At 36.9% G+C, this 25511-nt stretch carries 29 protein-coding genes; 19 read left to right on the top strand and 10 right to left on the bottom strand.

The genetic code is table 11. The annotated features are described in order from the left end of the window. Positions 1-56: 56 nt before the first annotated feature. Positions 57-1103, bottom strand: coding sequence for a 2Fe-2S iron-sulfur cluster-binding protein (locus J7E57_RS04145; protein WP_215125329.1), 1047 nt, complete (start codon positions 1101-1103; stop codon positions 57-59). Positions 1104-1447: 344 nt separating this feature from the next. After that, complete coding sequence (locus J7E57_RS04140) at positions 1448-2230, bottom strand: lytic transglycosylase domain-containing protein (protein WP_215125328.1); 783 nt, start codon at positions 2228-2230, stop codon at positions 1448-1450. 263 nt (positions 2231-2493) lie between these two features. Between J7E57_RS04140 and J7E57_RS04135 the strand changes: the two genes are divergently transcribed. From J7E57_RS04135 to J7E57_RS04115, 6 genes are all read left to right on the top strand, one after another. Then, positions 2494-4080: a pseudouridine synthase gene (locus J7E57_RS04135; protein WP_215125327.1), complete on the top strand. Its 1587-nt coding sequence runs from the start codon at positions 2494-2496 to the stop codon at positions 4078-4080. A gap of 241 nt (positions 4081-4321) precedes the next feature. Further along, positions 4322-5431, top strand: coding sequence for a lactonase family protein (locus J7E57_RS04130; protein ID WP_215125326.1), 1110 nt, complete (start codon positions 4322-4324; stop codon positions 5429-5431). Between the two features lie 18 nt (positions 5432-5449). Continuing rightward, positions 5450-5944: an SRPBCC domain-containing protein gene (locus J7E57_RS04125; RefSeq protein WP_215125325.1), complete on the top strand. Its 495-nt coding sequence runs from the start codon at positions 5450-5452 to the stop codon at positions 5942-5944. A 4-nt stretch (positions 5945-5948) separates the two neighbouring features. Next, a complete protein-coding gene (locus J7E57_RS27065) occupies positions 5949-6287 on the top strand; it encodes a hypothetical protein (protein ID WP_251029793.1) in 339 nt (112 codons plus the stop codon). Then, positions 6250-6669, top strand: coding sequence for a phytanoyl-CoA dioxygenase family protein (locus tag J7E57_RS27060; protein ID WP_251029792.1), 420 nt, complete (start codon positions 6250-6252; stop codon positions 6667-6669). Before J7E57_RS27065 ends, J7E57_RS27060 begins: the two co-directional genes overlap by 38 nt. Positions 6670-6716: 47 nt before the next feature. Further along, on the top strand, positions 6717-7082 hold the full coding sequence (locus J7E57_RS04115) for a GIY-YIG nuclease family protein (RefSeq protein WP_251029791.1): 366 nt from the start codon (positions 6717-6719) through the stop codon (positions 7080-7082). A gap of 283 nt (positions 7083-7365) precedes the next feature. Here J7E57_RS04115 and J7E57_RS04110 read toward each other — a convergent pair whose 3' ends face one another. The 4 genes from J7E57_RS04110 to tilS all read right to left on the bottom strand — a co-directional run bounded on the left by J7E57_RS04110 (position 7366) and on the right by tilS (position 11541). Then, positions 7366-7812: a KTSC domain-containing protein gene (locus J7E57_RS04110; RefSeq protein WP_029279950.1), complete on the bottom strand. Its 447-nt coding sequence runs from the start codon at positions 7810-7812 to the stop codon at positions 7366-7368. A gap of 257 nt (positions 7813-8069) precedes the next feature. Then, positions 8070-9212: an N-acetyl-alpha-D-glucosaminyl L-malate synthase BshA gene (gene bshA / locus J7E57_RS04105; protein ID WP_057931188.1), complete on the bottom strand. Its 1143-nt coding sequence runs from the start codon at positions 9210-9212 to the stop codon at positions 8070-8072. Positions 9213-9720: 508 nt separating this feature from the next. Then, complete coding sequence (locus J7E57_RS04100) at positions 9721-10209, bottom strand: hypothetical protein (protein WP_215125324.1); 489 nt, start codon at positions 10207-10209, stop codon at positions 9721-9723. Then, entirely contained in the window at positions 10210-11541 is a 1332-nt protein-coding gene (gene tilS, locus J7E57_RS04095; RefSeq protein WP_215125323.1) for a tRNA lysidine(34) synthetase TilS, read from the bottom strand. A gap of 65 nt (positions 11542-11606) precedes the next feature. Here tilS and J7E57_RS04090 point away from each other — a divergent pair, with 65 nt between their 5' ends. Both J7E57_RS04090 and J7E57_RS04085 read left to right on the top strand, forming a co-directional pair. Continuing rightward, positions 11607-14042 (top strand): OstA-like protein, encoded by a 2436-nt coding sequence (locus tag J7E57_RS04090; protein ID WP_215125322.1) that lies wholly within the window; start codon positions 11607-11609, stop codon positions 14040-14042. Between the two features lie 37 nt (positions 14043-14079). Beyond that, complete coding sequence (locus J7E57_RS04085; RefSeq protein WP_215125321.1) at positions 14080-14301, top strand: hypothetical protein; 222 nt, start codon at positions 14080-14082, stop codon at positions 14299-14301. A 294-nt stretch (positions 14302-14595) separates the two neighbouring features. Here J7E57_RS04085 and J7E57_RS04080 read toward each other — a convergent pair whose 3' ends face one another. Together J7E57_RS04080 and J7E57_RS04075 are read right to left on the bottom strand one after the other, a co-directional pair. Next, positions 14596-15174 carry a non-canonical purine NTP diphosphatase gene (locus J7E57_RS04080; protein ID WP_215125320.1) on the bottom strand — a complete coding sequence of 193 codons (579 nt, stop codon included), beginning with the start codon at positions 15172-15174 and terminating at the stop codon, positions 14596-14598. A gap of 64 nt (positions 15175-15238) precedes the next feature. Further along, positions 15239-15892: a hypothetical protein gene (locus tag J7E57_RS04075; RefSeq protein ID WP_215125319.1), complete on the bottom strand. Its 654-nt coding sequence runs from the start codon at positions 15890-15892 to the stop codon at positions 15239-15241. A 104-nt stretch (positions 15893-15996) separates the two neighbouring features. Between J7E57_RS04075 and J7E57_RS04070 the strand changes: the two genes are divergently transcribed. From J7E57_RS04070 to J7E57_RS04020, 11 genes are all read left to right on the top strand, one after another. Further along, positions 15997-16584, top strand: coding sequence for a hypothetical protein (locus J7E57_RS04070; protein WP_317196514.1), 588 nt, complete (start codon positions 15997-15999; stop codon positions 16582-16584). Positions 16585-16638: 54 nt separating this feature from the next. Then, the gene (locus J7E57_RS04065) at positions 16639-17997 is read left to right on the top strand and encodes a peptidylprolyl isomerase (RefSeq protein ID WP_215125317.1); all 1359 of its coding nucleotides are present in this window, start codon (positions 16639-16641) and stop codon (positions 17995-17997) included. Between the two features lie 5 nt (positions 17998-18002). Further along, a complete protein-coding gene (locus J7E57_RS04060) occupies positions 18003-18965 on the top strand; it encodes an AAA family ATPase (RefSeq protein WP_215125316.1) in 963 nt (320 codons plus the stop codon). 142 nt (positions 18966-19107) lie between these two features. Further along, positions 19108-19725, top strand: coding sequence for a hypothetical protein (locus J7E57_RS04055; RefSeq protein ID WP_215125315.1), 618 nt, complete (start codon positions 19108-19110; stop codon positions 19723-19725). Between the two features lie 130 nt (positions 19726-19855). Next, positions 19856-20245, top strand: a complete 390-nt coding sequence (locus J7E57_RS04050; RefSeq protein WP_215125314.1) for an RDD family protein — start codon at positions 19856-19858, stop codon at positions 20243-20245. Between the two features lie 121 nt (positions 20246-20366). After that, positions 20367-20663 (top strand): hypothetical protein, encoded by a 297-nt coding sequence (locus tag J7E57_RS04045; RefSeq protein ID WP_215125313.1) that lies wholly within the window; start codon positions 20367-20369, stop codon positions 20661-20663. A gap of 46 nt (positions 20664-20709) precedes the next feature. Then, entirely contained in the window at positions 20710-21198 is a 489-nt protein-coding gene (locus J7E57_RS04040) for a DinB family protein (protein ID WP_215125312.1), read from the top strand. Next, on the top strand, positions 21191-21796 hold the full coding sequence (locus J7E57_RS04035) for a class I SAM-dependent methyltransferase (RefSeq protein ID WP_215125311.1): 606 nt from the start codon (positions 21191-21193) through the stop codon (positions 21794-21796). Before J7E57_RS04040 ends, J7E57_RS04035 begins: the two co-directional genes overlap by 8 nt. Before the next feature lie 77 nt (positions 21797-21873). After that, positions 21874-22296 (top strand): hypothetical protein, encoded by a 423-nt coding sequence (locus tag J7E57_RS04030; RefSeq protein WP_251029789.1) that lies wholly within the window; start codon positions 21874-21876, stop codon positions 22294-22296. 260 nt (positions 22297-22556) lie between these two features. After that, positions 22557-23078: a hypothetical protein gene (locus J7E57_RS04025; protein ID WP_215125310.1), complete on the top strand. Its 522-nt coding sequence runs from the start codon at positions 22557-22559 to the stop codon at positions 23076-23078. Between the two features lie 140 nt (positions 23079-23218). Next, positions 23219-23407: a hypothetical protein gene (locus tag J7E57_RS04020; RefSeq protein WP_029280597.1), complete on the top strand. Its 189-nt coding sequence runs from the start codon at positions 23219-23221 to the stop codon at positions 23405-23407. Between the two features lie 81 nt (positions 23408-23488). Here the strand turns inward: J7E57_RS04020 and J7E57_RS04015 are convergent, their stop codons facing one another. Together J7E57_RS04015 and J7E57_RS04010 are read right to left on the bottom strand one after the other, a co-directional pair. Continuing rightward, complete coding sequence (locus J7E57_RS04015; RefSeq protein WP_215125309.1) at positions 23489-24373, bottom strand: glycerophosphodiester phosphodiesterase family protein; 885 nt, start codon at positions 24371-24373, stop codon at positions 23489-23491. Positions 24374-24565: 192 nt separating this feature from the next. Continuing rightward, positions 24566-25423 carry a nuclear transport factor 2 family protein gene (locus J7E57_RS04010; RefSeq protein WP_215125308.1) on the bottom strand — a complete coding sequence of 286 codons (858 nt, stop codon included), beginning with the start codon at positions 25421-25423 and terminating at the stop codon, positions 24566-24568. Between the last annotated feature and the right edge of the window lie 88 nt (positions 25424-25511).

The raw sequence follows: 25511 nt of genomic DNA, 5'->3' as shown, positions 1-25511 counted from the left end.
GACGACGCACCTGTAGGCACCACGCGAACCAAAGAACCAATGGCTAATGAACCAACCTACCACTCTATCGTTGTTCCATTCTCTGTCGGGTGTCCAGTGCACACCAACACTCTTCCCCTTTCCAATTCATCATCGGTAAGCACTTCATTATAATCCATTCTTACCCCACCTTTGGTACAGTTGGCTACACAGGTACTGCATACACCCCCGCGACAACTATACGGTAGTTTGATTTTATTTTCCAGCGCAACATCTAAAATTCTTTTTGGCCAAGGCACTTCGAGGTTATAAGTTCCCCCTCTAAAGTTTAAAATTACCGAATAAGTGTTTCTATCGACAAGCTTTTCTGCCGAACCATCATCCTCATCCACCTCATCTTCTGGCAATACAAAGGTTTCTCTTTTGATCTGTTTGATATCGAAACCCATACCCAGTAAGGTAATCCGGCATAAATCCATATAAATTATCGGGCCACAGCTGTAAAACAGCGCATCATTCCGATCAAAATGCAAATGTTCTTTGAGTAATTTCTCGATGTAGAATTTATTCAGCCTGGCCGTCATTAGGTTTTTGCTATTACTGAAAACCCAAACAATCTTTAATCTATCCGGATATTTCTTTTGCCATTCGTTCAGCTCATCATAAAATAATGCATCCTCAATTGATCGGTTACTATATACCAGTGTAACCAACGATTTTTTCTCACGCACCAATGCTGTTTTCAAAATCGAGAATAACGGCGTGATTCCTACTCCTGCAGCGAACAGAAAAAGATCGCGTTTCAGGTTTTCTTCTGGCAAGTAGAAGAACATCCCTTGAGGCTCTTGCGCCAAGAGAATATCATTTACCGAAGTTTTATGGTGTAAAATTCTTGAAATCTCTCCATTTTCTACCCTTTTCACTGTAATGGCTAAAGGCTCATCCACGTCTGGTGAGCTATTAAAAGAATACGATCTTCTTATCTCCTTATGTTTCCCCTGAAAAACCAACGAAATAAACTGACCGGCTAAATACTTTGGGTATTGTTGATCTACTTCCTCAAATTGAAAAGTAACGTTATCGCCAGGTTGATTTATGATTTTATTGATGCGCAGTTTGAACATAATACAAAGAAAGGAAATTGGTTCAATAGTTCATTGTTCATTAGTTAGCGTGATGCCAAAAACACACGGTTTAGGGTTTAGGGTTTAGGGTTTAGGGAAAACACTAGTCAGACAAGTCTGTGTTCGATAATAATAAAAAATACATGCGCTTAAATGACCTTCTATTTCTTATATGGTAAAACTATTCCGTGTTAATCCGTGCTTCCGTGGCAAGAAAAAAGTGGTTAGTGGTTAGCAAAAACAAATCTGTGTAATCCAACAATCAGCGTAATCACCTTCAAAAAAAAGCGTCCCGATTTAAAACCGGGACGCCTTACCAAATGCTTGTCTTTATCTTAATTATATTATTCGGCGTTGTAGGCCAATAATACTCTCGGTTTTTCGTAACCGTAACGTTTCGGATGTTCCATAATCTGTTTCATAGAAATCACTTTATAAACATAGCCTCCGGTTTCGCGGTTCAGCTTCATTTTGTAGTAATTATCTTGATTTTGATTATTGATCTGCTTGCGCAGACGTCCGTCGCCAACATTGTAAGCCGCAGCTACCAATGTCCAGCTTTCTAAACCTTTATACATTTCTTTAATGTATTTGCAGGCAGCGATGGTCGATTTACGCAGATTATAGCGTTCATCAACATTTCCGTTTACTCTTAATCCATAGGTACGGGCTGTGCCAGGCATAAACTGCCAGATTCCGGCTGCACCTTTTGGAGAAACTCCTTCCGCCATTCCAGATTCGACCAGGGCCAAATACTTAAAATCGTTTGGAATTCCGTAGGCAGCAAGAATAGGCTCAATTACAGGAAACCATTTTGCTGCTTTTGCATGCAATTTATTGGTTTGCGTATTTCCGTAAGTGTGTGCTGCAAGGATTTTTTTCATTTTGCGTTCTACCTTTTTATCGCCTAATGGCAGGGTTTCTTTTGCAAAATTTAACTGCGCCATTAAAGATAGCGGCTTTTCCGCGCTTTCAACCTCCAGGCTATCAGATTTGGGTATTGTAGTGTTTAATTTTTCTTCTTTTAAAAGACTTTTTTGTGCTAAGGGCATTTGGTAAGCGAACACTTTTGCCAAGATAAATAGTGTTGCCACTACCGCAAATGGTACGATGTGTTTCTTTAACATCTTCCTCCTTTTTTTGGTGAACTTATATAAAAACGTTGGCAAAGGTAAAAAATAATAAGCACATTATCAAATAGTTACAAAACTAACCCCTAAAATCAACCCCTAAAGTACTTTAAACGTGGTTTTTATATTTTGATTTTCGGCCGAATTTTCCTATATTAGAGGCTATTTTTTTATCTAATTTTTCTGCTCTTAAAATTGTTATGTTCATCAATTTTTCATAAATTTGCAACCCGCATTTTTAATGTGGTTAAAAGCGTATCATGATAAATAAAAACAATAGGAACAGTCGGGATGACAAGTCCAAACCAGGCAGTCGGAAAACAGAAGGCAGAAGTAGTTCGGCCGGGTCTGACAGAAGAAGATCAGACGACAAAGACAGCAAATTCAAAAAATCACCCGATTCTAAAGACGGCTTCAAACCTAGAAGCGCAGAGGGTAAAGATTTCAAATCAAAATCTTTCGGAGACAAAAAAGACTTCAGGCCAAGAACAGGAGACCGTAATTTTAAATCGAAAGATGGAGAATCAACAGGATTCAAATTTGGAGACCGCGAGTTTAAATCAAAAGATAACAACTCAAAATCAGAAGACCGCAGTTTCAAGCCAAGAGAAGGTGGATCGAGAGATTACAAGCCAAGAACTGGAGATCGTGATTTCAAATCGAGAGAGGGAGGATCAAGAGATTACAAACCGAGAACAGGAGACAGAGATTTTAAACCAAGAGAAGGTGGTGCAAGAGATTATAAGCCAAGAACAGGAGAACGCGATTTCAAATCTAAGGATGGAGATTCGAGAGATTTTAAACCGAGAACTGGCGACCGCGACTTTAAACCTAGAGAAGGCGGATCAAGAGATTACAAACCAAGAACAGGCGACCGTGATTTCAAATCGAAAGATGGCGGATCAAGAGACTTCAAACCCAGAGAAGGTGGCTACAAAGATTTTAAATCAAGGGGCAAATCGGATGATTTCAAGCCAAGTGCTGGAAGTTCAAGAGATGTAAAACCTAGAGAGCCGAGGGAAGGCGACACCCGTCCGTTTAGAAAACGCGAGGATCAACCAAGAGATACAGAATTTAACCGCCCAGAGCGAACTGTAATTGCCCAAGGCCGTAAAACAAATGAAGACAAAGGCTTAATTCGCCTTAACAGATATATTTCAAATGCAGGTATCTGCTCTCGCCGTAAAGCTGATGAGCTAATTGCTGCCGGCATTATTACCGTAAACGGAGAAGCCATTACCGAATTAGGGCACAAAGTTGATCCGGCGAAAGATTTAGTTCGTTACAACGGCGAATTATTGAAACGCGAGAAAAAAGTTTACGTTTTATTAAACAAACCAAAAGATTACATCACTACTACCGACGATCCGCAGGAACGCCGTACGGTGATGCAATTGGTTGACAAAGCCAGTCGTGAGCGTATTTATCCAGTTGGCCGTTTAGACCGCAACACCACCGGTTTGTTATTAATGACTAATGATGGTGATTTAGCTGATAAATTATCCCATCCTAAAAACGGTATTACCAAAATTTACAATATTGAGTTGGATAAAGCTTTATCACAAGGTGATTTAAACAAAATTGCTTTTGGTTTAGAGCTGGAAGATGGATTGATTAAACCTGATAACATTTCTTACGTTGCGGGTGGAACTAAAAAAGAAATTGGCATCCAGATCCACAGTGGCAAAAACAGAATTGTTCGCCGTATTTTCGAACACCTGGGTTACAATGTAGAAAAATTAGACCGCGTAGTATATGGTAATCTGACTAAGAAAGATCTACCTCGTGGCAGATGGCGCTATCTTGAAGATCATGAATTGATCCAGATTAAACATCTGATAAAATAATATGTAAAAGGCAACCGATGGTTGCCTTTTTTGTTGAACATAACAGAGGTTGTCATTCTGAACACAATGAAGAAACCCTAGTCAATGGGAGCCTAATGCCCAACTTCTGTACGACAAAAGATCAATGCATTCATCAACCGTCTGTGCAAATCAAGAACAGATTCTTCACTGTGTTCAGAATGACAGTTATCTCTTTTACATTAAAATTTTCCCATATTTGTTAAAATCAATATCGTTTTTCATGAAAAAAATTAGTTCAGTATTTATACTTTCTATACTATCAACGCTAACATTTGCGCAAAAAACCAATTACAACCTTATTGTTGGCACCTATACCGCACCTGGAAAAAGCGAAGGAATCTATACTTACAACTTTAATACTTCAACCGCAGCTACAACGGTAAAAAGCATCACAAAAAACACAGCCAACCCGAGTTATCTGGCCGTTTCTCCAGATCAGAAATTTGTTTATGTAGTTAATGAAACTGGAGCCACCAGCACAGTTAGTGCTTTTAAATACAACGCAATAACAGGTACTCTAACTTTTTTAAATAAGGTAGACAGCCACGGCGCCGATCCTTGTTTTATTACCGTTGATGCGAAAAATGTTATTGTTGCAAATTATAGTGGAGGCAGTTTAGCGGTATTCGCACGCAAGACTGATGGTGCCTTAACAGAAGCTTTGCAAGTGATTAAACATACCGGAAAAAGCATTGATCCTAAAGGCAGACAACAAAGCGCACACGTACATATGGTCAAATTTACACCGGATCACAAATATTTAATTGTTAACGATTTGGGTGAAGATCGAACTTATATCTACAACTACAAACCTGCAGCAAAAGAAAACATCCTTTCCGTTAAGTCAGTGATTAAAACCAATGCAGGCACTGGCCCAAGACACATCACTTTTAGTCCAAATGGAAAATTTGCCTACTTAGCGCACGAATTTAATGGCAGTATAACCGTTTTCGCCTATTCGAATGGGAGTTTAACCAAAGTCCAAGAGATTGGCACTACACCAAAAGACTTTTCCGGAAAAGTTGATGGTGCTGATATCCATATTTCGGCTGATGGAAAATTTCTTTATGAAACCAACCGTGGAGATGCCAATAGCATTTCTGCTTTTTCAATTCTGCCAACCGGAAAATTGAAATTCATCGAAACAGTCAGTACACTCGGCAAAGGGCCAAGAAACTTCACGATTGATCCGACTGGAAAATTCCTATTGATCGGTCATCAATACACCAACAACATCGTTATCTTCAAGCGAAATAAAATTACTGGCAAATTAACCGATAGCGGTAAACGCATTGATGTTGGCGCGCCAGTTTGTTTAGTTTTTAATTAATCACCTAAAATTAAGCCAATGGAAAACTTCGATTGGACCAGATTCACCATCAAGATTGCTGTTAAAGCGGAACTTGAAAACATGTACAATGCCTGGACAAAAGCCAGCGAAATTGAGAAATGGTTTTTAAGCGAGGCGGAATTCTCTGACGAAAACGGCATATTGCTCAACAAAACGCAAAACGTATTGAAAGGCGATAAATACCAATGGATCTGGTATCTGTATGATGATATTGAAAAAGGGAGCATAACTGAAGCCAATGGCAAAAATGAACTTCAATTTACTTTTGCAGGCGAATGTTTGGTCGACATTAAACTCAGAGAAGAGTTTGAGTATGTAGTTGTAGAGTTGACGCAAAAGAATATTCCTTTAGATGAAAATGCAAAAAGAAATATTCGCTTAGGTTGTCATAATGGTTGGAGTTTTTATTTGGTTAATTTAAAATCTGTTTACGAAGGTGGTTTGGACTTAAGAAATAAGGATAACCGCTTTAAGCCCATGCTGAATAATTGAGGTGATGGATTTAGTGGGTAAAGAAAGAGAAACTCAGGAATTAGGTTTTTCGGTGGTAGATGATGTATTTACAGACCAGGAAGTTGAAGATATCCTTGCAGCGATTGACAGGACAGATCCTACAAAAGAAACCTTTAGAAAATCGGACGATCTTTTTGCCATACGTCAGTTTTTAAAAGAAGTTCCAGAAACAATCTCCCTTATTTTTAATGACAAACTCAAACATATCGTAAAAGAGTTTTTTGGCGAAGATTATTTTCTTGTCAAATCGATCTATTTCGACAAACCAGAAGCATCAAATTGGTTTGTTTCCTATCAATCAGGATTTAACGATTTCAGTTAACCAGAAAGTAGAAATAGCTGGTTTTGGGCCCTACACTAATAAACATAATCAGTTTGCTGTTCAACCGCCACTTAATATCCTTGAAAATAATTTCACCATCCGCATTCATCTCGACGACACGAACGAGGAGAACGGTGCATTAAAAGTAATTCCCAATTCGCACAGCAAAGGCATTTACCGCCCCGAAACCATAAACTGGAACATAGAAAAAGAAATGAGTTGCAACGTAGTAAGAGGTGGTGTGATGATTATGAAACCACTACTTCTGCACAGTTCGAGCAGAACAACTAACAATCAAAAAAGAAGGGTAATTCATCTTGAATTCAGCAACAAAATACTGCCAAAGGAATTAAAGTGGTCGGAATATTTGAGTTTAATGTGATAGATACTGAAACAAGTTCAGTATGACGATTCGAGGATAGGATTGATATGGTTAATACACATAGGAACGTCACCCTGAATTTATTTCAGGGTCTTAAACCGAAAAAGCTAAAAGAAAATTATGGAACGAGGCGGCTGCGTTTATATTTTAACGAATCACACTCGTACCGTATTATACACTGGTGTAACATCCGATTATATTTCAGGATAGTTGAGCATAGGGAGAAGAAATATCCAGATTCATTTACAGCCAAATACAATTGTAGTAAACTCGTTTATTACGAGCAGTTCGATTCAATTGAGGAGGCCATTGCGAAAGAAAAACAATTGAAAAACTGGAGGCGGGCCTGGAAGATTAATCTGATTAATCAAAATAACCCAAATTGGGAGGATTTATTTGAAACCCTCGAATGAAGTTGAAATTCATTTCGGAATCCTCACCCTGAGTTCATTTCAGGATCTTTATAGCATTATAGATGCTGAAACAAGTTCAGCAGGACGATTCTGTGTGGATTAATCACACCCATCCTTCCTAGAAACGTCACCCTGAATTTATTTCAGGGTCTTTATAGCAAAAGGATTAGCATGATAGGTGCTGAAACAAGTTCAGCAGGACGATTCGAGGGAAGGATGTATCTAAGAATAAAAAATGGCCCCGATGAAAATCGGGGCCATTCAAATATTATATTGTCGCTTATTATGCCGGTTCTGCAACTCTGGCTACATTGCGATATGGGAATTCATTAAAGATATGTCTGCGGGCAAAACGGCCAGGAGAATCGGCGTTAACCAATTTCACGTAGATTGCTTTTGGCACATCGAAATATTCGTAAGCACTTCCATCAAAAAACTGGATATTTAAAACCTGTTGTTTGTATTCGAAATCCTGAATATTCGACAATGTTGTAGTTTGCGTGTACGTTTCGATATTCTGTTCGCGTGTTTCTGGCGCAATACTTACCAAGAAATGGTAAGCTTCGATAATTTCTTTACTTCTAGCTTCTGCATCTAATTTCTCTTCTTCCTGCTGAAATTTATCAGGGTGACAATCTTTCATCAATGTGCGGTACACAGATTTAAGCTCTTTTAACTCAGCATTTTTATCTACGCTCAAAAGCTTTCTGTAATCAACTATTTTCTTCATTTGGGATAACCTCTTTTTTAATTTTGTCGAAATGATTTCAGGGACCTTTATCTGCAAAACCGTTTCAAGCCGCAAAGATACGATTTATAATCATTTGATTTTGAGAAAGTTTAATTTGTTAAATATTGCTAATATGAATCATCAACTAACGAGTTCTCCTGTATGTTACTTAAGTTTTTTAACAACAGATGCACACGGATTTATCATCTGTGTGCATCCTTTTATCTGTGGTTAAATATACCGTGAGACTTAAATTGTTAATATTTAGCTTGTAATGAGTTTTCGATTACTTCTTTATAATAGTTAACATAAACAGGCAGGATCTTTTTCAGGTCAAAATCTTGTGCCCTTGCAAAAGCATTTTCTTTGAAACGATTCAGGGTTTCATCATCCTTTAATATTTCAATGGCATGGGCTGCCATTGCATCTACATCTCCAACATTGCTCATGTAGCCACAAAATCCGTCAACGTTCAGCTCAGGCAAACCACCCGCATTTGTAGTAATTGCCGGCACCTTACAAGCCATTGCCTCTAATGCTGCTAAACCGAAGCTTTCAGATTCTGATGGCATTAAGAAAAGATCTGAAACCGATAAGATTTCTTCAACCGCATCTTGCTTACCTAAGAACCTTACATTTTCGCAAATATTCAACGATCTGCAAAGCTGCTCATCGTAAGCGCGCTCAGGCCCATCGCCTACCATTAATAGTTTCGACGGAATAACCGCCTGTACTTTTTCGAAAATCCTAATCACGTCAGCCGTACGTTTTACTTTCCTGAAATTACTGGTGTGGATTAAAATCCTTTCGTTATTTGGCGCGATCGCTTTTTTGAAATGACCTTTTGCCTGCAAACTGAAGCGCGAAAAATCTATAAAATTTGGGATTACCTTAATTTCTTTTGTAATCTCGAAATGGTTATAGGTATCTTCTTTCAAATCTTCCGACACCGTAGTTACACCATCGCTTTGATTAATAGAAAAGGTAACCACAGGTTTATAAGTTGGATCTTTACCCACCAAAGTAATATCGGTACCGTGCAAGGTAGTTACCACAGGGATGTGGATGCCATAACTTGCCAAAATCTGCTTCGCCATAAATGCCGCAGAAGCATGTGGAATGGCATAATGAACGTGTAATACATCCAATTGTTCAAAACGGACAACATCTACCAGTTTACTGGCCAGAGCCGATTCGTAAGGAGCGTAATCAAAAAGTGGATAATCCCTTACCGAAACCTCGTGATAAAACAGGTTGGCAGAAAAGAAATCGAGCCTGGCAGGCTGACTATAAGTAATAAAGTGAACCTGATGTCCCTCGTTAGCAAGTGCTTTACCAAGTTCTGTTGCAACTACTCCACTACCGCCAAAAGTGGGGTAGCAAACAATTCCTATCTTCATTGTACATGTATTGTTGTTATCGCAAATGTAGCCGATTTTAATCTATAATGCGTGTCGGCTTATTGCAATAAAAACAGTAACATTTCTATGTTAATGCTTTTGTTTTGCCGAATGTCTATATTGGTATTGATGGAAATTATGGGATGATTATTTATCTTTTGTAGGAGGTCGCATTTTTATTTTGAAGCGCAGGGTTTTTCGGACTTTTTAAAGCTGGTTCCTGCTTTGCGCTGTAGTCCCGATTTTCAATCGGGAGCTGCCGCTACAATCAGGGCTAAAAACTTATGGCGGTAGCACATAAAACAGACATAGTAGCAGAAACCCGACTAACCTAAACCCGATAGAACGATTGATCCCCGTTTTTTTCTAACGGGAGCAATAGTGATAGCGGGAGAGGATTAACCAATAATCTACCACAAGTGCTTTCCAAAACAATAATTGATTTTCTATCCTTAAAATAGACACCTATTGTTTAGACCTCAAAAGCGTTTGAGTAACTTTTAGAAAACTATTTCAGGTTTCTCATTTCCTCTTTAATTACGAGATAGAGTTCATTTGGACGTTGCGTACCGATAAAATACTCCAGTCCATCACGATCGGTTAAAACAACCGCATCTTTACCCGATGAATAAAAACGGATCGTACCTTTTGTGTGCAGGTTGTAAACCGGATTATTGAAAAAATAACGGCTATAAGTTGCCTTACGAACGTCAACAATACTGTTCAGGTCTATCTTAACACGTTTGGTTGTCCAAAGACCATCCAAAATCATACTGCCATTATCTACTACAATTTTGTACTGGATAAGGAAAAGTAAAAGCATAGAAACACCAATGATCCCGAAGCCTACAACGAGGAACAAGTCTTGCGTATTGTCACGATCGCGTTCATAAACGTAGGCTGCAAAACAGAACGCGGCCATAATAAGCCTAATGAAAATACGAACATAATCACGGCCGATGTACTGTTTTTCGATATAGGCGTATTTGCTTTCCACTTATTTAATTTTGAGTTCGAATATAGCAACTTTTTTTGTTGCTGTAGTTAATTTATATCGGTTATCCTGCCGCATACCTGCAATCCAAACAATTTCACCATTGCCGTTAACCAAAATCGGCGTGACGCTTTTCAAATGTAGGGGAACTTTCTCGTCGATAAAATAATCGCTCACTTTTTTGGGATTACGCATACCCAATGGAATAAATTTATCTCCATTTTGCCAATTCCTCAACACCAAAGGGAAAATTAATTTATCAGCATTTACAAACGCTTTATTCGAGTTAATTTCGAATTTCACTTCATCTGTAAACCTCAACGAAATTTCATCATTAGCAAAAGCAATGTTTTCAGTCGTTGTGTGGATAAACTGATTAGTGGTAACCGATGTATTTTTTTCAACAATAACCAGATCACTTCTATTAATAATGGCCTGGTGCGTGGCGCTAAAAAAATGGGTGCCACTTAACGCCCTTAAACTGTCTAAGATTTCCTGCACTACATTTTCGCCGAAATTAAAAGGCTTAAGCAACTCGTAGAGCAGCAATTTTTGCGGATTCAATTTCGAAACCTCTTCCAAGGAGATATAAATGCCATCATTCCTTTTATTTAGGATTTTATTTGCAAGTTTTTCAACCTGGATATTTAAAAAAGTCTCCAATTCAGCAAAGCGTGAGATATTTTCGGCAAATGTTTTTTCGAGATTAGGGTTAATCTCCTGCAGATGCGGTACTACCTGTAGTCTGATTTTATTCCGTGTATAATTTGTACTTGCGTTTGAGCTATCTTCTACAAAATCGATGTTATTTGTCCTTACAATTTCATCAATCTGCTGTCGGTTCAAAAAGAGCAAGGGTCTGATCAGTAAATCACGTTTAGGTAAAATGCCATGCAATCCACTTATGCCTGTGCCACGGGTAAGGTTAATGAGTACGGTTTCTACCGCATCGTTTTGGTGTTGGGCCAGCGCTATATAATCGTAATCTTCTTTACGCCTAATTTCTTCAAACCAGTTATAGCGCAGATCGCGTGCTGCCATCTGGGTAGAAATTTTATTTTCGGCCGCATATTTTTTGGTATCAAAATGCGTTACATAAAAAGGTAACCCTAAACTTTTGGCCAGTAGCGCAACAAAACTTTCATCACGTTGTGCCTCATCAGCCCGTAAATTAAAATTACAATGTGCCACACCAATATCAACGCCTATTGCTTTAAACAAATGCAACATTAATACCGAGTCTTTCCCCCCACTTACGGCCAAAAGGATCTTGTTAGCCCGAACAAACAGCTGGTGCTGTTCAATAAAATCCTGAAATTGTTTTACGGGTAACATCCACCAAAAATATTTAATTTTAACTGGTATTCCGAACGTTCGGAACAAAAAACTAACTTTGTAGTGTGCAAAAACTATTTGTCTTTTTATTTCTTTTAATCAGTCCAGTATTTTTATTCGGTCAGCAACCTGCTTCGAAGATTAAAATTGTTTCGTTTTCCAAAATAACTGGTGATATCAAGAAAAAGATCAATTACCTACGAAACCCTGTTTTTCAACAGGATAATGCAACTTTGACCTGCGATAGTGCTGTATTTTATAGCGAGCGGAACTATTTCGAAGCTTTTAAAAATGTACATATCAACCAGCTTACCACTGATATTTATTCAGATCAATTGGAGTATGATGGGAATAAAAAACATGCGCATTTAACCGGAAATGTGGTGATGAAAGACCCAACATCCACCTTAACCACCAATATTTTAGATTACAATACCCTCAGCAAGATAGGCACTTATACCAGTGGAGGAAAAATTGTAAATCAAGAGGTAACAGTAACGAGTAAAAATGGCTATTATTTTAGTCAAAGAAACGTAGCCTACTTTAAATATGATGTGGTAGTAGTTACGCCTCAATCGGTCATAAAATCGGATACGATGAGCTATAATACTCAGGATAAATGGACCTATTTTTATGGTCCTACCAATATCAAGGGAAAAGACGATAATCTTTACACCGAAAATGGTCAGTATAATACGATGACTGAGGATGCTTTTTTTGGAAAGAAAAACCTATACACGCAAGGCACCAGATCGTTAAAAGGTGATAGTTTGTATTATTTCGGAAAAAAAGGAATTGGTAAAGCAGTAAAAAACATTGTTTTTTCTGACACGAAAGATAAGATGAAAATGTTCGGCGATTTAGGCTATTACTATAAACTGGATCAAAGGACATTGGTTACACGAAATGCATATCTTGGCATTGGCACGGAAGATTCTATAATGGTGAAGAATAAAAAAAAGCCAGATAGTTTATGGATGGGTGCCGATACATTAGAAACGCAGATGGTGCTACAAAAAACCTTAAAGCTAATCCCTAAAATTTCGATTAAAGCCGACAATCAGGTTGGCGAAGATGATGAAGATACCGGTGAGAAAAAGGGAACCACAGAACCTAAGGAGAAACCTGAAACACAAAGCACATTAAAAGACGACCGAAATAAACGCAACACCGCAAAAATAAGCAGGACTGACAGGAAGAAAAAGAATAAGGGTGAGGCGGTAACGGACGATCCGCTTAACCTGAAAGACAAAAGTATCGATAGCCTAAAATCGAAAGTAGATTCGCTTGGCAAAGATCTGCCCAAGATTAACCTCGATAGTTTGCAGAAAAACAATCTTTTAAAGAACAAGGCCGATTCCATTATCAAAAATCTGCCTAAACTTAAAACCGATAGCCTGAAAAAGCTGGCTGATAAAGCCAATTCGATAGTAAAAGATGTATCGAAAACAAAAATCGATAGCCTGCAAAAAAAGATCGCCGATAAAGCTTCTCCTATTGTAAAGGATATTTCAAAAACGAAAATCGATAGCCTGCAAAAAAAGATAGCAAAATCTGGCGTTAAAGATAGTTTAACAAAAGCGCTAGGAAACTTAAAACCAGGCGCATTAAAGACTGATACGGCCAAATTTAACCCGGCTGATACCGTTCAAACCCGTATCATTAAGGCTTACCACGACGTTAAGATTTTTAAAACTAATATACAGGCCAAAACCGACAGCCTTTTTTATACCAGTGCCGATTCTACGCTACGTTGCTACAGTAATCCGATCATCTGGTCGGAAGGCTCTCAGCAGGTTGGCGATACCATTTTTGTTCAGTTCAAGAATAAAAAACTGAATAATTTACAGGCTTTTAGAAATGCATTTCTGGTAAATACCCCAAAAGATTCATTGAGATTTAACCAAATAAAAGGAAGGTTAATGACTGGTTTCTTTAAGAATGGAAAATTTAAGAACCTATATGTAGATGGCAACGCCGAAAGTATTTATTATACCCAGGATGATAGCACAAAGGTGTACAAAGAAATGAACCAAACACTCAGTAGCAGGATAAAATTCATCTTTAAGGATAAGGAAAATGCAATTGAGGAAATTGTTTATATCAAGGGAATAGAAGGAGCCTTAAATCCGGAAAACACCATTGCAAAAGATCATGTTTTAAAAGGATTTTCGTGGAAACCTACTGAACGCCCAAAATCAAAAAAAGATGCAATAGGCTCTTCGGGTAAACCTAAGCTCAAAACAAAGGCAAAAGCAGTTGCAGTTAAAACAGTGGCAGGTGCTAAAGCAACTCCTGCAGGCAAGGTACCAACAACGGTACCAGCTCCGAAACCAAAGGTTACATTAGGAAAAGACAGTTTAAACCTGGATAAGAAAATACCTCAAACCAAACCAGCAGACACTGTCAATTTTGGCATTAAGCCCATTTTACCCAAAAAGGATTCTACACAAGTCAAAAAAGATTCTGTTCAGGTGAAAAAGATGGTTGGTAAAATGTAGTTTTTGCTATTAATTGAATTAATGATTAAATTTATTCATGGATTTACAATCAGAGAAATTAAGTGTACTTCAAAAAATCATTAATTCAGATGATGAAAGTCTGATCAGGGATATTAAATCATTAATTACTGCTAGAGATTTTGATTGGTTTGATGGATTAAATAGCCACCAGCAAAATGATATTTTAGAAGGAATAAATCAACTCGATCGTGGCGAAAGCTTTAGTCATGAAGAAGCAAAAAGAAGATTTAGTGTCTGATGGATATCATTTGGTCTAAAAAAGCAGGAGAGACTTTCCAAAAAAACATCGAATATTTAGAGGAAAATTGGACAGAGATAGAGGTGAGAAAATTTATCACAAGGGTATTTACCTATATAGAAACACTGTCTGAAGAACCATTAATTTCCAGAAAAACTTATAAAACAAAAATACGCATATTGGTATTATCATTCCACACATATCCGTTGTATACAGGATTAAACCAAAAAGTAAAATATTAGAAATTGTAACTTTTATTGACAATCGACAAAGCGGTAAAAAAAGAGAAAATTTTTATAATTCTAGTTTCAAAAAATCCATCATCTTTTTTAATGCAATGGCCCTGTGGCTGATTTTATTCTTTTCGGCCATATCCATTTCGGCAAAGGTAATCTCGTAGCCATTAGGCTGAAAAATAGGATCGTAACCGAAACCCTTCGAACCTGATAATTCTGTCCTGATGCTTCCTTCTATTATGCCTTCAAAAATGTGGTTTTTACCATCTTGCATTAAAGAAATCACTGTTTTAAACCTTGCTTTTCTGTTGGAGTTGCCCTCAAGCTTAGCTAAAACCAATTGAATATTTTCTAAACTATCTCTGCTTCCAGAATACCGGGCAGAGTAAACTCCTGGTTCGTTATTCAAAGCATCTACCTCTAAACCGCTATCGTCGGCAAAACAATCTAAATTAAAATGTTCAACTACATAGCTGCTTTTTAAAGTAGCATTTCCTTCAAAGGTATCTGCAGTTTCAGGAATATCAACTAAACAACCAATATCTTCCAGATTCAGCACATCATATTTACCTTCAAGTGCAGCCCGTATTTCTTCGGTTTTATGTTGATTATTGGTCGCAAATACAAGTTTTTTCATTGTAAAAAAGGTAAAAGGTTTAAGGTGTAGGGTTTGAAAGATTAACTGTTTCTTTATTACCGGCTTATTTAATTTTTTGAAGATGCCCCCAAAGTATTTTCTTAGCGGTTAAATCGCTATCGAGATGATGGAGATTTGGAGCAAAGATAATCCTGGTGGTTTCGTGAACGATGATTTCATTCTGCCAGGTAAGGTTAAGCCTCAAGTCGGCAATCTCTACTCCAAAAGATAACATAATGGCAGGTTTAAAAAAACGGTGCAATTCTACGAAATCTGTTCCCTTATAATTTGAATAATTTAGAATAGCAAAATCAGGCGTACCCAAATCAACGGCTTTAACAATTTTCCGCAACAATTCTCTGCCTTGCTCAGTACTTACATCATGCTCACTATCGTTAACTAAAATGAGTACTGATTTTTTATTTCCACCTAAAAATTTAAACGTTTTTTCAGGTGCAGGTTCAGCCACAATATGCGGAATTTCAGGAGCTTGCGGATAAACTTTAGGCACATTTGTAGAATTAATACCTGGAATTTGTGTTATTTCTGGTTTTAAGACAGATTCTTTTACTTCAGTAACGGAAACATTTTCGACAACCAAAACAGGTTCTGGATTACGTAAAGGCAGAATTTCTACGTTTTCATCCTTTACCAGGAAAACCTCTTCAGTAAAAAATAAACGTAAAGCATTCGCATTGTTGGTAACCTGGTTTTCCATTCGTATTTTTGCTCGATAATAATTTCTGTTAAAATTAGTTAAATATCTTATAATAGCGTCGCTAATTGTTACTTTTATCCCTTAAAATTTATAGAGTGCTCTGCGTGAAGAAAGCTTATTGCCTATTTGTTTTCAGCTTTATTTATAGCATTTCGTTTGCGCAAAACGTTGCTGTAGTAAACGGTAAATCAATAAGTGTTAAAGAGTTTATGTGGGCATACAAAAAAAGTCATAACGGAAACGTTAGTGCGGCTTACGATACTTTGCAAGCCTATTTAAACTTGTACATAAATTTTAAGCTTAAAGTTTTAGATGCCCGGGAGATGGGATTGGACAAAAACGCAAGCTACCAGGAAGAAATTAAAACTTACGAGGATGCATTAACCACACATAAAAAAGTTGGGGTAAGTAACAAAGACCGCGATTTTTTATTGAATGAATACCGCGAAGGTGTTTTAATGTTCAATGTTTCGGAACAAAAAATATGGAACAAGGCACAGGAAGACGAGCAGGCGATAAATGAATTTTACACCAAAAACCAACAAAATTACAATAAACCTTTAAGCGAAGTTAGAGGAGAGGTAATTGCCGACTACCAACTAAGTTTAGAAGAAAAATGGCTAAAAAGCCTGAAACAAAAATATCAGATTAAAATTAATGAAAACGAGTTGAAAAAGCTTGCCAAGTTATAACCAACCTGATTTTTTTGACCATAAGTATTAAATTTGCAAAATATAACAAATAGAATGAAGAAAGTTTTTTTAGTAGCAACCGCTTTAATTTGCCTGTTTTTAAACAGTTTCGCTCAAAAGCACACTGTAGATAAAGTTGCTGCTGTTGTAGGAAATAATATTATCCTGCTATCAGATTTAAACCAACAATACACACAATATCTTTATCAGGGTAACCAGCCTAACAACGAGATTAAATGTAAACTCTTACAACAAACCTTAACGCAAAAGCTACTTAAACAACAGGCTGAGATCGATTCGGTAATGGTTGAAGATGGTGCGGTTGATGATGAGGTGAACAAACGTATGCGTTATAGCATGCAGCGTGCAGGTGGTCAGGAGCGTTTAGAGCAATTTTTAAATAAATCTGTTCTGCAGTATAAAGATGAGATCAGACCATCGGTAAAAGATGAGTTGATTGCACAAAAAATGCAACAAAAAATCACCGAGAACATTAACGTTACACCAATGGAGGTTGAAAAATACTTCAAAACTTTGGGCGATAGTGTTCCTCAATTTAATACAGAGGTAGAAGTTGGTGAAGTAATTTTAAACCCGCAGTTAACCAGAGCAGAAAAACAAAAATTCCGCGATAAAATTGAAGCCCTTCGTTTAAGGGTTAAAAGTGGCGAAGATATGGGTGTGTTAGCTAAAACCTATTCTGAAGATCCAGGTTCTGCCGCCGATGGTGGCGACTATGGTTTTATCGACAGAAATACCATGGTTAAAGAATTTACTGCCTGGGCATTTAAACTGAAAGCTGGAGAAATTTCACCAGTGTTCGAAACAGATTATGGTTTCCACTTTTTACAGGTTTTAGAGCGTAGAGGCGAGCAGGTACATGTTAGACATATTTTAATTATGCCTAAAACTACACCAGAAAGTTTAACCCGTTTAAAATTGCATGCAGATAGCATTTACAACAATATTATTGGTAAAAAATTAAGTTTCGCTGCTGCTGCTAACCTTTATTCAGATAATAAAGAGAGTAAATATAATGGTGGTATGATGCTTAATGCCGAAAATGTTCAGGCAAGAAGTACTTTTATCCCGGTTGATAAATTAGATCCGTCAGTGTTTTTGGTAATTGATAGCATGAAAATTGGTGGCATTTCTAAACCGGATTTATTTACAGCAGCTGATGGAAAACAAGGTTACCGCATTTTATATTTAAAATCTAAAATCCCACCGCACAAAGCAAACTTAGCTCAAGATTTCCCAAAAATCAGAGATGCCGCACAAAGTGATAAAATTAATCGTACTTTAAGCGAATGGTTTGAAAAACGTCGCGAAAGCACTTACATTAAAATCGACGATGAATTTAACACCTGTGATGAATTAAAAATTTGGACTAAAACCACAGCCGCAAAATAACACCAATGCAGTATAAGAACGAAGTAGAAGCTGTTGATGCACTTCATCAATCTTTCAACAACATTAAAGCCGAAATAAGCAAAGTAGTAGTTGGACAAGATGACATCATAAAATCTGTTTTAATCGCCATTTTTACTAACGGACACTGTCTGTTGGTTGGCGTACCAGGATTAGCAAAAACTTTACTTGTACAAACGGTGGCTTCTGTTTTAGACCTCGATTTTAACCGCATCCAGTTTACCCCCGATTTAATGCCAAGTGACATTATTGGCGCAGAGATTTTAGGAGAAGACAGGCACTTTAAATTTATAAAAGGGCCTGTTTTTTCTAATATTATCCTCGCTGATGAGATTAACCGTACACCACCAAAAACCCAGGCTGCTTTATTAGAAGCCATGCAGGAGAAATCGGTTACCGCAGCTGGGCAAACCCATATTTTACCAAAACCGTTTTTCGTTCTGGCCACACAAAACCCTATTGAGCAGGAAGGAACTTACCCGCTACCCGAAGCGCAGTTAGATCGTTTCATGTTCAATATTCAATTAAATTACCCTGCCTTTGCAGATGAATTGAACATTGTAAAAAAAACGACCAGTAATAAAACCGTTCAACTGCAGAAAATTATCCATGCAGATGATATTCAATATTTCCAGAAACTGATCCGCGATATTCCGATTACCGATAATGTTTTGGAATATGCCGTAAAACTGGCTGCTAAAACCCGTCCTAATAGCGAGTTTGCTACCGATGCTGTTAATAAATACATCAGCTGGGGTGCTGGTCCGCGTGCCTCGCAGTTTTTAGTGCTGGGTGCAAAATGCCACGCCGCCGTAACGGGGAAGTACTCACCAGACATTGAAGATGTTAAAGCTGTAGCTGAGCCTATTTTACGCCACCGCATTGTGCGTAATTACCGCGCAGAAGCTGAAAGCTTATCAATCGAGAAAATCATTAAAGATTTATTGTAGTAGCATTAAGCTAGTCTGGATTTGCAGTCCCGCCTGATGAGCCAGAATTTTAACTTCTATTAGTGGATTACAAATCCACAATACAGCTGGAAAAGTCATCTCCAATCCCTATCTTGTGTATCGATACTATTCGCAAAACCTCGTGCTAAAAGATACATTCATTAGTCTCTTAACAAATTATACGGATAGTGACCGAATAATAGCCGAATTTTGGGCTGAGATTGAGAAAAACTACACTCATAAAAAAAGACATTATCATACACTTTTACATCTTGATAACTTGTTGACACAACTTACTGAAGTAAAAGTTAACATTAAAAGCTGGGAAACTATTCTATTTACTATGTTCTATCATGATATTATTTATAATGCGTTAAAATCGGATAATGAAGAGAAAAGTGCCGAACTTGCCCAGAAGAGAATGATGCAAATTTCGGTTCCTGATCACATTATCAATAACTGCAAAACTCATATAATAGCCACGAAAAACCATTTTGCTTATCCTGAATCAGATACAAATTATTTTACTGATGCAGATCTTTCTATATTAGGCCAAAGCTTAGAAAACTATACTACTTATTCGCAAAACGTAAGAAAAGAATATTCAGTTTATCCAGATCTCATTTATAATCCAGGACGAAAAAAGGTTCTGGAACATTTCATAAAAATGGAACGGATTTTTAAAACAGATTATTTTTATCACAAATTTGAAAGCCAGGCAAAATCAAATTTACAGCTCGAATTAGAACAACTTAGTTAACTGGGATTTGTAATTGCTGTCTTATGAACTAAGGATTTTTAATCCTTATATTGTGGATTGCAAATCCAGACTAACGAAAAATATTATTATTTTTAAACTTAATATCCTACAATAAATTATCGCACTCAAAATGGAAGAAAAATACCCAAGTCTGGTAGAAAGATTACAATCTACATTTATCGACACCATAATTATCATCATTCTTATGGTATGTTTTTCAAATGTATTAGACGGCTTTAACAATGTACCAGAATGGGTACGGATCTTATTATTTGCATTTTTATTTGTGATTTATGAACCACTTTTCATGACATTTGGCTGCACCATCGGTAATTACATTAAAAGGATCAGAGTAAGAAAACATGAGGACATTAACCAAAAAATCAATATTGGCCAATCCATAATCAGGTACCCAATAAAGCTTGCTTTAGGCTGGATTTCGTTCCTAACCATCAATTCAAATCTACAGAGAAGGGCCATCCATGATCTGGCCTCCGGCAGTGTGATGATAAAGCTTTAATTTTTCCCATTTTAGCTTCCGCTAATCGTGGTTTACAATCCCAACTAGTGAAAATTGGTTACCTTTTATAAAATATGGTATTAAAGTTTGTAAGTTCCGTTCAAATACGGATGTATCAAACATGATCCTCGACTTTATCAAAAGACGTTATATTGCGCTTATTTCATTATTACCTTATTTTGCTCTTTGGGGTCTTTGCTTTAACTTTTTCCACATGGTTGCAGAGAACCCAAAAAGCAGTTGTGGTGCTGCCAATGGTGGAATGCTAGTTATGATGTTGTTTGCCATGGCATCTACGACTGTAATATTCCTTGTCTTTAGTCTTATCAGTAAAGGACAGAAACGCAGAGATTTTATAACAATACTTTTCATCACGTATTTACCTTTATTGATTGCTGTTATAGACCTAGCAACCTAAAAGTACAGGCCAATATAAATCCAGCACAAACAATTATATTTGTTTTATGATGTGTGTCAATAAACTTACCGGTGCTATAGCCGCACTTATGGATGAATATAAAAAGGCGATTAACGAGCTTATTGCGGTAATCGAACCAATTAGCCCACATCAACTGATTAAAACCATTGAGCCAGAAAGTTCAAATCCAGATTGCATTTCCATTCAAACTATCTTAACGCATGTAACTGCTTCGATGTTCAGTTATGCGGTGTATATTGAAAATTCTATTGGATTGAAAACAGTCAGGCCGGAACGATTGCAGTTTGACGATATCACACCTTATATCTCAAGGATCCAGGAAGCGCTTAAATATAACGAGGACTTTTTCATCAGAAATCCCAACATCACCATGGAAGAGTTCGATCAATCGAAAAAGATAAATACAGGGTGGGGACAGCAATACGATGTAGAACAAATGTTAGAACATGCCATCGTTCATATTTTAAGGCATAGGCGGCAGATTAAAAATGCTTTAATTCAATTTAATGCTTAAAACAAAAAAATTGAGCGCTCAAACCAATTTCTATAACCGGTTTTCATTTTTATATCCACTGGTCGATGTTTTTCTTAAACCTCAAAAGGAAAAGTTTTTCGATGAGATTAATCAACTGCCCTATGGAAACCTACTCGAAATCGGTGTTGGTAACGGATCTCATTTTCCACGCTATAAAAACCACAAAATTACCGGGATAGAAATTTCTTCTTCGATGTTAAATGTGGCTAAAAAAAATGCAACAAATGAAATCGAATTATTTCAAATGAATGGCGAGCAACTCGAATTTGCAGAAAATAGTTTCGATTATGTGGTATTATCGCATGTAATTGCCGTTGCAGATCAACCTGAAAAATTACTGATGCAATGCCACAATGTTTTAAAACCAAGTGGAAAACTCTTAATTCTAAACCACTTTACGCCAAATAATTGGCTAAAACACCTAGATCGGCTATTTAATTTTTGTTCTGGATGGTTCCATTTAAAATCTTTATTTTACATAGAGAATATTAAAGCGATTAATCAGTTTAAACTTGAAAAAGAAATCACTTTAAAGCCATTCTCCTATTTTAAAATTCTAATTTTCACCAAACCTTGAAAAAGCACTATTGGTACATTTTCTTTTCCTTGATAATTAGCCTGTTCATATATGTATTTTACAGGACTGATAAAACCATGGTGAATCAGATTATCATTCAGTTGATCTCTTTCAAAACCTACCAAAGCTTGAAACAGGCTGTCACAGCAAGCTTGCCACTAAACGAATACCTGATCTATTCACTTCCTGAGGGTTTATGGGTTTTCTGCATCACCTTAACCTCAAAAGAATTTTATTTTGATCTTTTCAAAAAACGCATCAATTGTGTTTTCATTCCACTTTTATTCGTTATAGCACTCGAATTATTTCAATTATTCCATATCACCAATGGCCGTTTCGACTTTTTCGATATTGGCATCTCCTTGTTTTTTTGGTTTATAGCGGCTAAAATTATCGATACACAGCAATGTTTAAAAAATCTGTTCCATTCGTTAAATTATAATAGTGCATTTTGTTTACTGAGTTATTGCATTATTTATCTCGCACACGTAATCCATTAGAAAATTTTATTTTAAAATTTGCAATTCACTGAAAATAAATATCTTTGCATCAAAATTTACAGAAATGCTACGTCAACTACATATCCAACAATTAAGCTTTAGCCCGTCTTGTGGCATAAAGGGCTTGGGTATTGACTTAAATTTCCTTTCCAACCCTTAACGCGGTTTTAAGTTTCAACAAACAAAACCCACATTTAAAAATCAATTTATTACGCATTTGCTAAGCATTTAACCGCTTATCAAAATTAATTATATCCGTTATGGACATTTATACCACTGTAGAAGAAAAGTATCTACAGGCCATTGAAGAACTGCACTGGGGCGAATTACCTAAGGCGCTTCAGTATTTTAATGAAATTATTGTTTTCGACCCTGATTATGCAAGAGCTTATTTTCAGTTGGGCGATATTTATGAGAATCATTTTAAAGATTATAAAACTGCAGGTTATTATTACAAACGCTGCATTGAGCTAGATGCCGATTTCCCAGAGGTTTATAAACCCTATCTGGAACTTGTTATTACGCTTAAAATGCACAAATTGGTGAAACAGGTTGCAGAAAAGGCTTTACTTGTACCTGGTGTTTGCGAAGCACACATTTACGAATGTTTGGGCCTACATGCCGAGCAACAACAAGATTTTGCAGAAGCAGCAAATTATTTCAAAAAAGCAGAACTGTTTAATGCCGTTCAGGATGAGCAAAGCACTTTACAGGAACACCAAAACCGTATTAAAAGTAAAATGAACAGCACAAAAGCAATGATTTACGATTTACAAGGATAAAAGGCATTGCCTTTTATCCTTGTAAATTAGATGGATTATCTTAAAATACAATTCGCCGAATTGCCCTTGTTATTTTAATTTTGTTACTATCTTTACCGCACAATTACAAAGCATAAATCTTTAAATCAAAAATATTCGATATGTCAGCTCACGATTCACACGCACCGGTTCAGCAAACAAAAGGCATTTGGGCTTTACCATTAACGGCATGGATTCTGGTTTTATTATTGGTAGTTTATTTCACCAGACCAATCTTTAACCACGAAGAAGCACCTGCTCATCATGAAAAAACTGAAGCAGCGCACGAAAAACCAGAAGCACACCACTAGGATTTTCCAGTTATAAAAGCATAAAAAAAAAGCGTTTGGATTTAAAATCTGAACGCTTTTTTTGTACTCCTTTATTTCTTACTATTTAAGTTGCCCCATAATGTTTGGAAAATCGGTAATGATGCCGTCTACCCCAAGGCTCATAAAATAATTTACTTCCTTTGCCGTATTCACCGTCCAAGGGATAATTTTAATACCCATTTCGTGGCAGCGGTCTACCAAACCCTTACCGACCAAAACCGAGTAAGGGCTATAAATAGTCGGTTTAAAACCTAATTTCTCAATATAATCTTCAAAAGGCTCCTTTTCATCAATCAATAATGAGGTTTGTATTTTTGGATATTTCTCGTGCAGGTATTGCAGCGTACGCATATCAAATGATTCGATAATGACTCTTTTGGCGAGTTTTTTCGAATTAATTACATCCATAATGAGTTCTACAAATTCTGCAGGTTCCGGATGAAATTCGTTATCGCCTTTTTTAATCGTTTTCGTTTCGATGCTATATACAGGTTTGGCAAGCTTGTGTGCTTTAACATAAGCCTCAACCGCATCTATTGTTTCAGAAAGCAGCGGTTTGTAAGCTTTAAACTTCATCTGCCCGGGAAAGCGGTTATGGACTTTGCTGCCTACATCAAACTTTTTAATTTCCTCATAATCCATCTTGTAGATGTTATAATTCTTTTGGTCTTTCAGCGTAATCGGCTTTCCGTTGGGCAGCAAAGAAATCTCGTTATTGAAATAGGGTTCTTGCGAAAGCACCACTTGTTTATCTTTCGAAATCACGGCATCCATTTCTAAGGTAGTAACGCCTAAATCGATCGCTTTTAACATTCCTTCAATGGTATTTTCGGGCATAATACCACGTGCACCGGCTTTACCCTGTACATCGAATTTCTTCTTTTGGGCAGAAACATTTAAGAAAAGTAAAATGAGCGTGGAGAGTAAAAGTAATTTTTTATGCATGAATTTTAAACGTAAAATGGGTAGTTTTATTTGTGCGTTGACAACTTTAATAAACAACTTGAAAAGGAAAGTTGTCAAAGTTCTACCGCAGTATAAGCATTGAGCCAACCTAACTGCGGGTAAAGACAAAATTATAGAAATAAAAAAAGGGCTTCTTTTTATGGATAGCCCTCTTTAATTCACATCTGTTATTTATCTTTCTGCTGGTACAAATGCCTGTACAATTAAGTTCCAGCTTGCGTCAGCTCCCTTTTCATAAACGAAAACATAATTAAAACTTTCGCGTAAATCGGCCTTGTAATCAATAGTAGCCACACCATAGGTATAAGCCAAATCGCTACCGATTGCTTTATCTACACCTGTTGTTTTCAAGTTAATTTTGCTAATCATTCCGTTGTAAAAAGCAATAATTTTCCCTTTTCCGTCAATGGCTTCGTTACCTGGGAAAAGCAAACGTGCATCGCTGGTTAAAAAACCTCCAAATGCCGCAATTCCATGCGTTTTTAACAAAGTATTTAAAGTTTTCTCGGTGGTTAAGATAATTTCTTTCCCAGCCTTAATTTCTTTTTCGTTTAAGAACTTTGGTGCAACATGATCTTTAGGTTCAATAAACTGTGGCGTAACTTTGGCCAAAGGTTTATTGCTTTCCGTTCCTAAATCAATAGCCAATTTCCATCTGCCATTTTCTGGTTTCCAGATCGATAAGTATTGCCCGTATTTTTTCTCCGAAGTACCAACTTCATATGGGCCAGTAGTGAAACCTAAATCGCCACTACGCGATACTTTCGCCAGGTTTGGGGTCCAGGTCACATCGTTTTCAGCATTTGCTTTACCCGCATAAAAAGTTTTGGCATTAACCGGATTTGGTCTGAACACTAAAGTGCTCGTTGATGAATAGTCTATAAAAGCTTCTTTATCTCCATTTTTGGCAATTGACTTAGCAAAATCCTTCTCAGCATTTACTAAAGATTTGGTTGTTCCGTCGCTTTTTTGGGCAAAAGCACCTAGGGCTAAAAGCGAAGCTATTGCAGTTGAAAATAATTGTTTCATTATTAATTAAGATAATATTGTTTGGCGAATATAAAATTTTCTTTAATGTATGGCCTTAAAAGTAATTAACAATTACACATTAAGGCTA

The sequence above is a fragment of the Pedobacter sp. ISL-64 genome, assembly GCF_018613605.1.
In the GTDB taxonomy this organism is placed as follows: domain Bacteria; phylum Bacteroidota; class Bacteroidia; order Sphingobacteriales; family Sphingobacteriaceae; genus Pedobacter.
The sequence above is the reverse complement of the archived record's forward strand: the minus strand, read 5'-3'. Positions and strand labels throughout refer to the sequence as shown.

Excerpts from the sequence above, each read along its gene's own strand:
- J7E57_RS27065 (WP_251029793.1), top strand. The coding sequence starts at position 5,949 with ATGGATTTAGTGGGTAAAGAAAGAGAAACTCAGGAATTAGGTTTTTCG.
- J7E57_RS04040 (WP_215125312.1), top strand. The coding sequence starts at position 20,710 with ATGATGTGTGTCAATAAACTTACCGGTGCTATAGCCGCACTTATGGAT.
- J7E57_RS04065 (WP_215125317.1), top strand. The coding sequence starts at position 16,639 with ATGAAGAAAGTTTTTTTAGTAGCAACCGCTTTAATTTGCCTGTTTTTA.
- J7E57_RS04015 (WP_215125309.1), bottom strand. The coding sequence starts at position 24,373 with ATGCATAAAAAATTACTTTTACTCTCCACGCTCATTTTACTTTTCTTA.
- J7E57_RS04035 (WP_215125311.1), top strand. The coding sequence starts at position 21,191 with ATGCTTAAAACAAAAAAATTGAGCGCTCAAACCAATTTCTATAACCGG.
- tilS (WP_215125323.1), bottom strand. The coding sequence starts at position 11,541 with ATGTTACCCGTAAAACAATTTCAGGATTTTATTGAACAGCACCAGCTG.
- J7E57_RS04060 (WP_215125316.1), top strand. The coding sequence starts at position 18,003 with ATGCAGTATAAGAACGAAGTAGAAGCTGTTGATGCACTTCATCAATCT.
- J7E57_RS04050 (WP_215125314.1), top strand. The coding sequence starts at position 19,856 with ATGGAAGAAAAATACCCAAGTCTGGTAGAAAGATTACAATCTACATTT.
- J7E57_RS04045 (WP_215125313.1), top strand. The coding sequence starts at position 20,367 with ATGATCCTCGACTTTATCAAAAGACGTTATATTGCGCTTATTTCATTA.
- J7E57_RS04135 (WP_215125327.1), top strand. The coding sequence starts at position 2,494 with ATGATAAATAAAAACAATAGGAACAGTCGGGATGACAAGTCCAAACCA.
- J7E57_RS04075 (WP_215125319.1), bottom strand. The coding sequence starts at position 15,892 with ATGGAAAACCAGGTTACCAACAATGCGAATGCTTTACGTTTATTTTTT.
- J7E57_RS04115 (WP_251029791.1), top strand. The coding sequence starts at position 6,717 with ATGGTTAATACACATAGGAACGTCACCCTGAATTTATTTCAGGGTCTT.
- J7E57_RS04010 (WP_215125308.1), bottom strand. The coding sequence starts at position 25,423 with ATGAAACAATTATTTTCAACTGCAATAGCTTCGCTTTTAGCCCTAGGT.
- J7E57_RS04080 (WP_215125320.1), bottom strand. The coding sequence starts at position 15,174 with ATGAAAAAACTTGTATTTGCGACCAATAATCAACATAAAACCGAAGAA.
- J7E57_RS04085 (WP_215125321.1), top strand. The coding sequence starts at position 14,080 with ATGGATTTACAATCAGAGAAATTAAGTGTACTTCAAAAAATCATTAAT.
- J7E57_RS04030 (WP_251029789.1), top strand. The coding sequence starts at position 21,874 with ATGGTGAATCAGATTATCATTCAGTTGATCTCTTTCAAAACCTACCAA.
- bshA (WP_057931188.1), bottom strand. The coding sequence starts at position 9,212 with ATGAAGATAGGAATTGTTTGCTACCCCACTTTTGGCGGTAGTGGAGTA.
- J7E57_RS04110 (WP_029279950.1), bottom strand. The coding sequence starts at position 7,812 with ATGAAGAAAATAGTTGATTACAGAAAGCTTTTGAGCGTAGATAAAAAT.
- J7E57_RS04130 (WP_215125326.1), top strand. The coding sequence starts at position 4,322 with ATGAAAAAAATTAGTTCAGTATTTATACTTTCTATACTATCAACGCTA.
- J7E57_RS04020 (WP_029280597.1), top strand. The coding sequence starts at position 23,219 with ATGTCAGCTCACGATTCACACGCACCGGTTCAGCAAACAAAAGGCATT.
- J7E57_RS04025 (WP_215125310.1), top strand. The coding sequence starts at position 22,557 with ATGGACATTTATACCACTGTAGAAGAAAAGTATCTACAGGCCATTGAA.
- J7E57_RS04140 (WP_215125328.1), bottom strand. The coding sequence starts at position 2,230 with ATGTTAAAGAAACACATCGTACCATTTGCGGTAGTGGCAACACTATTT.
- J7E57_RS04125 (WP_215125325.1), top strand. The coding sequence starts at position 5,450 with ATGGAAAACTTCGATTGGACCAGATTCACCATCAAGATTGCTGTTAAA.
- J7E57_RS04145 (WP_215125329.1), bottom strand. The coding sequence starts at position 1,103 with ATGTTCAAACTGCGCATCAATAAAATCATAAATCAACCTGGCGATAAC.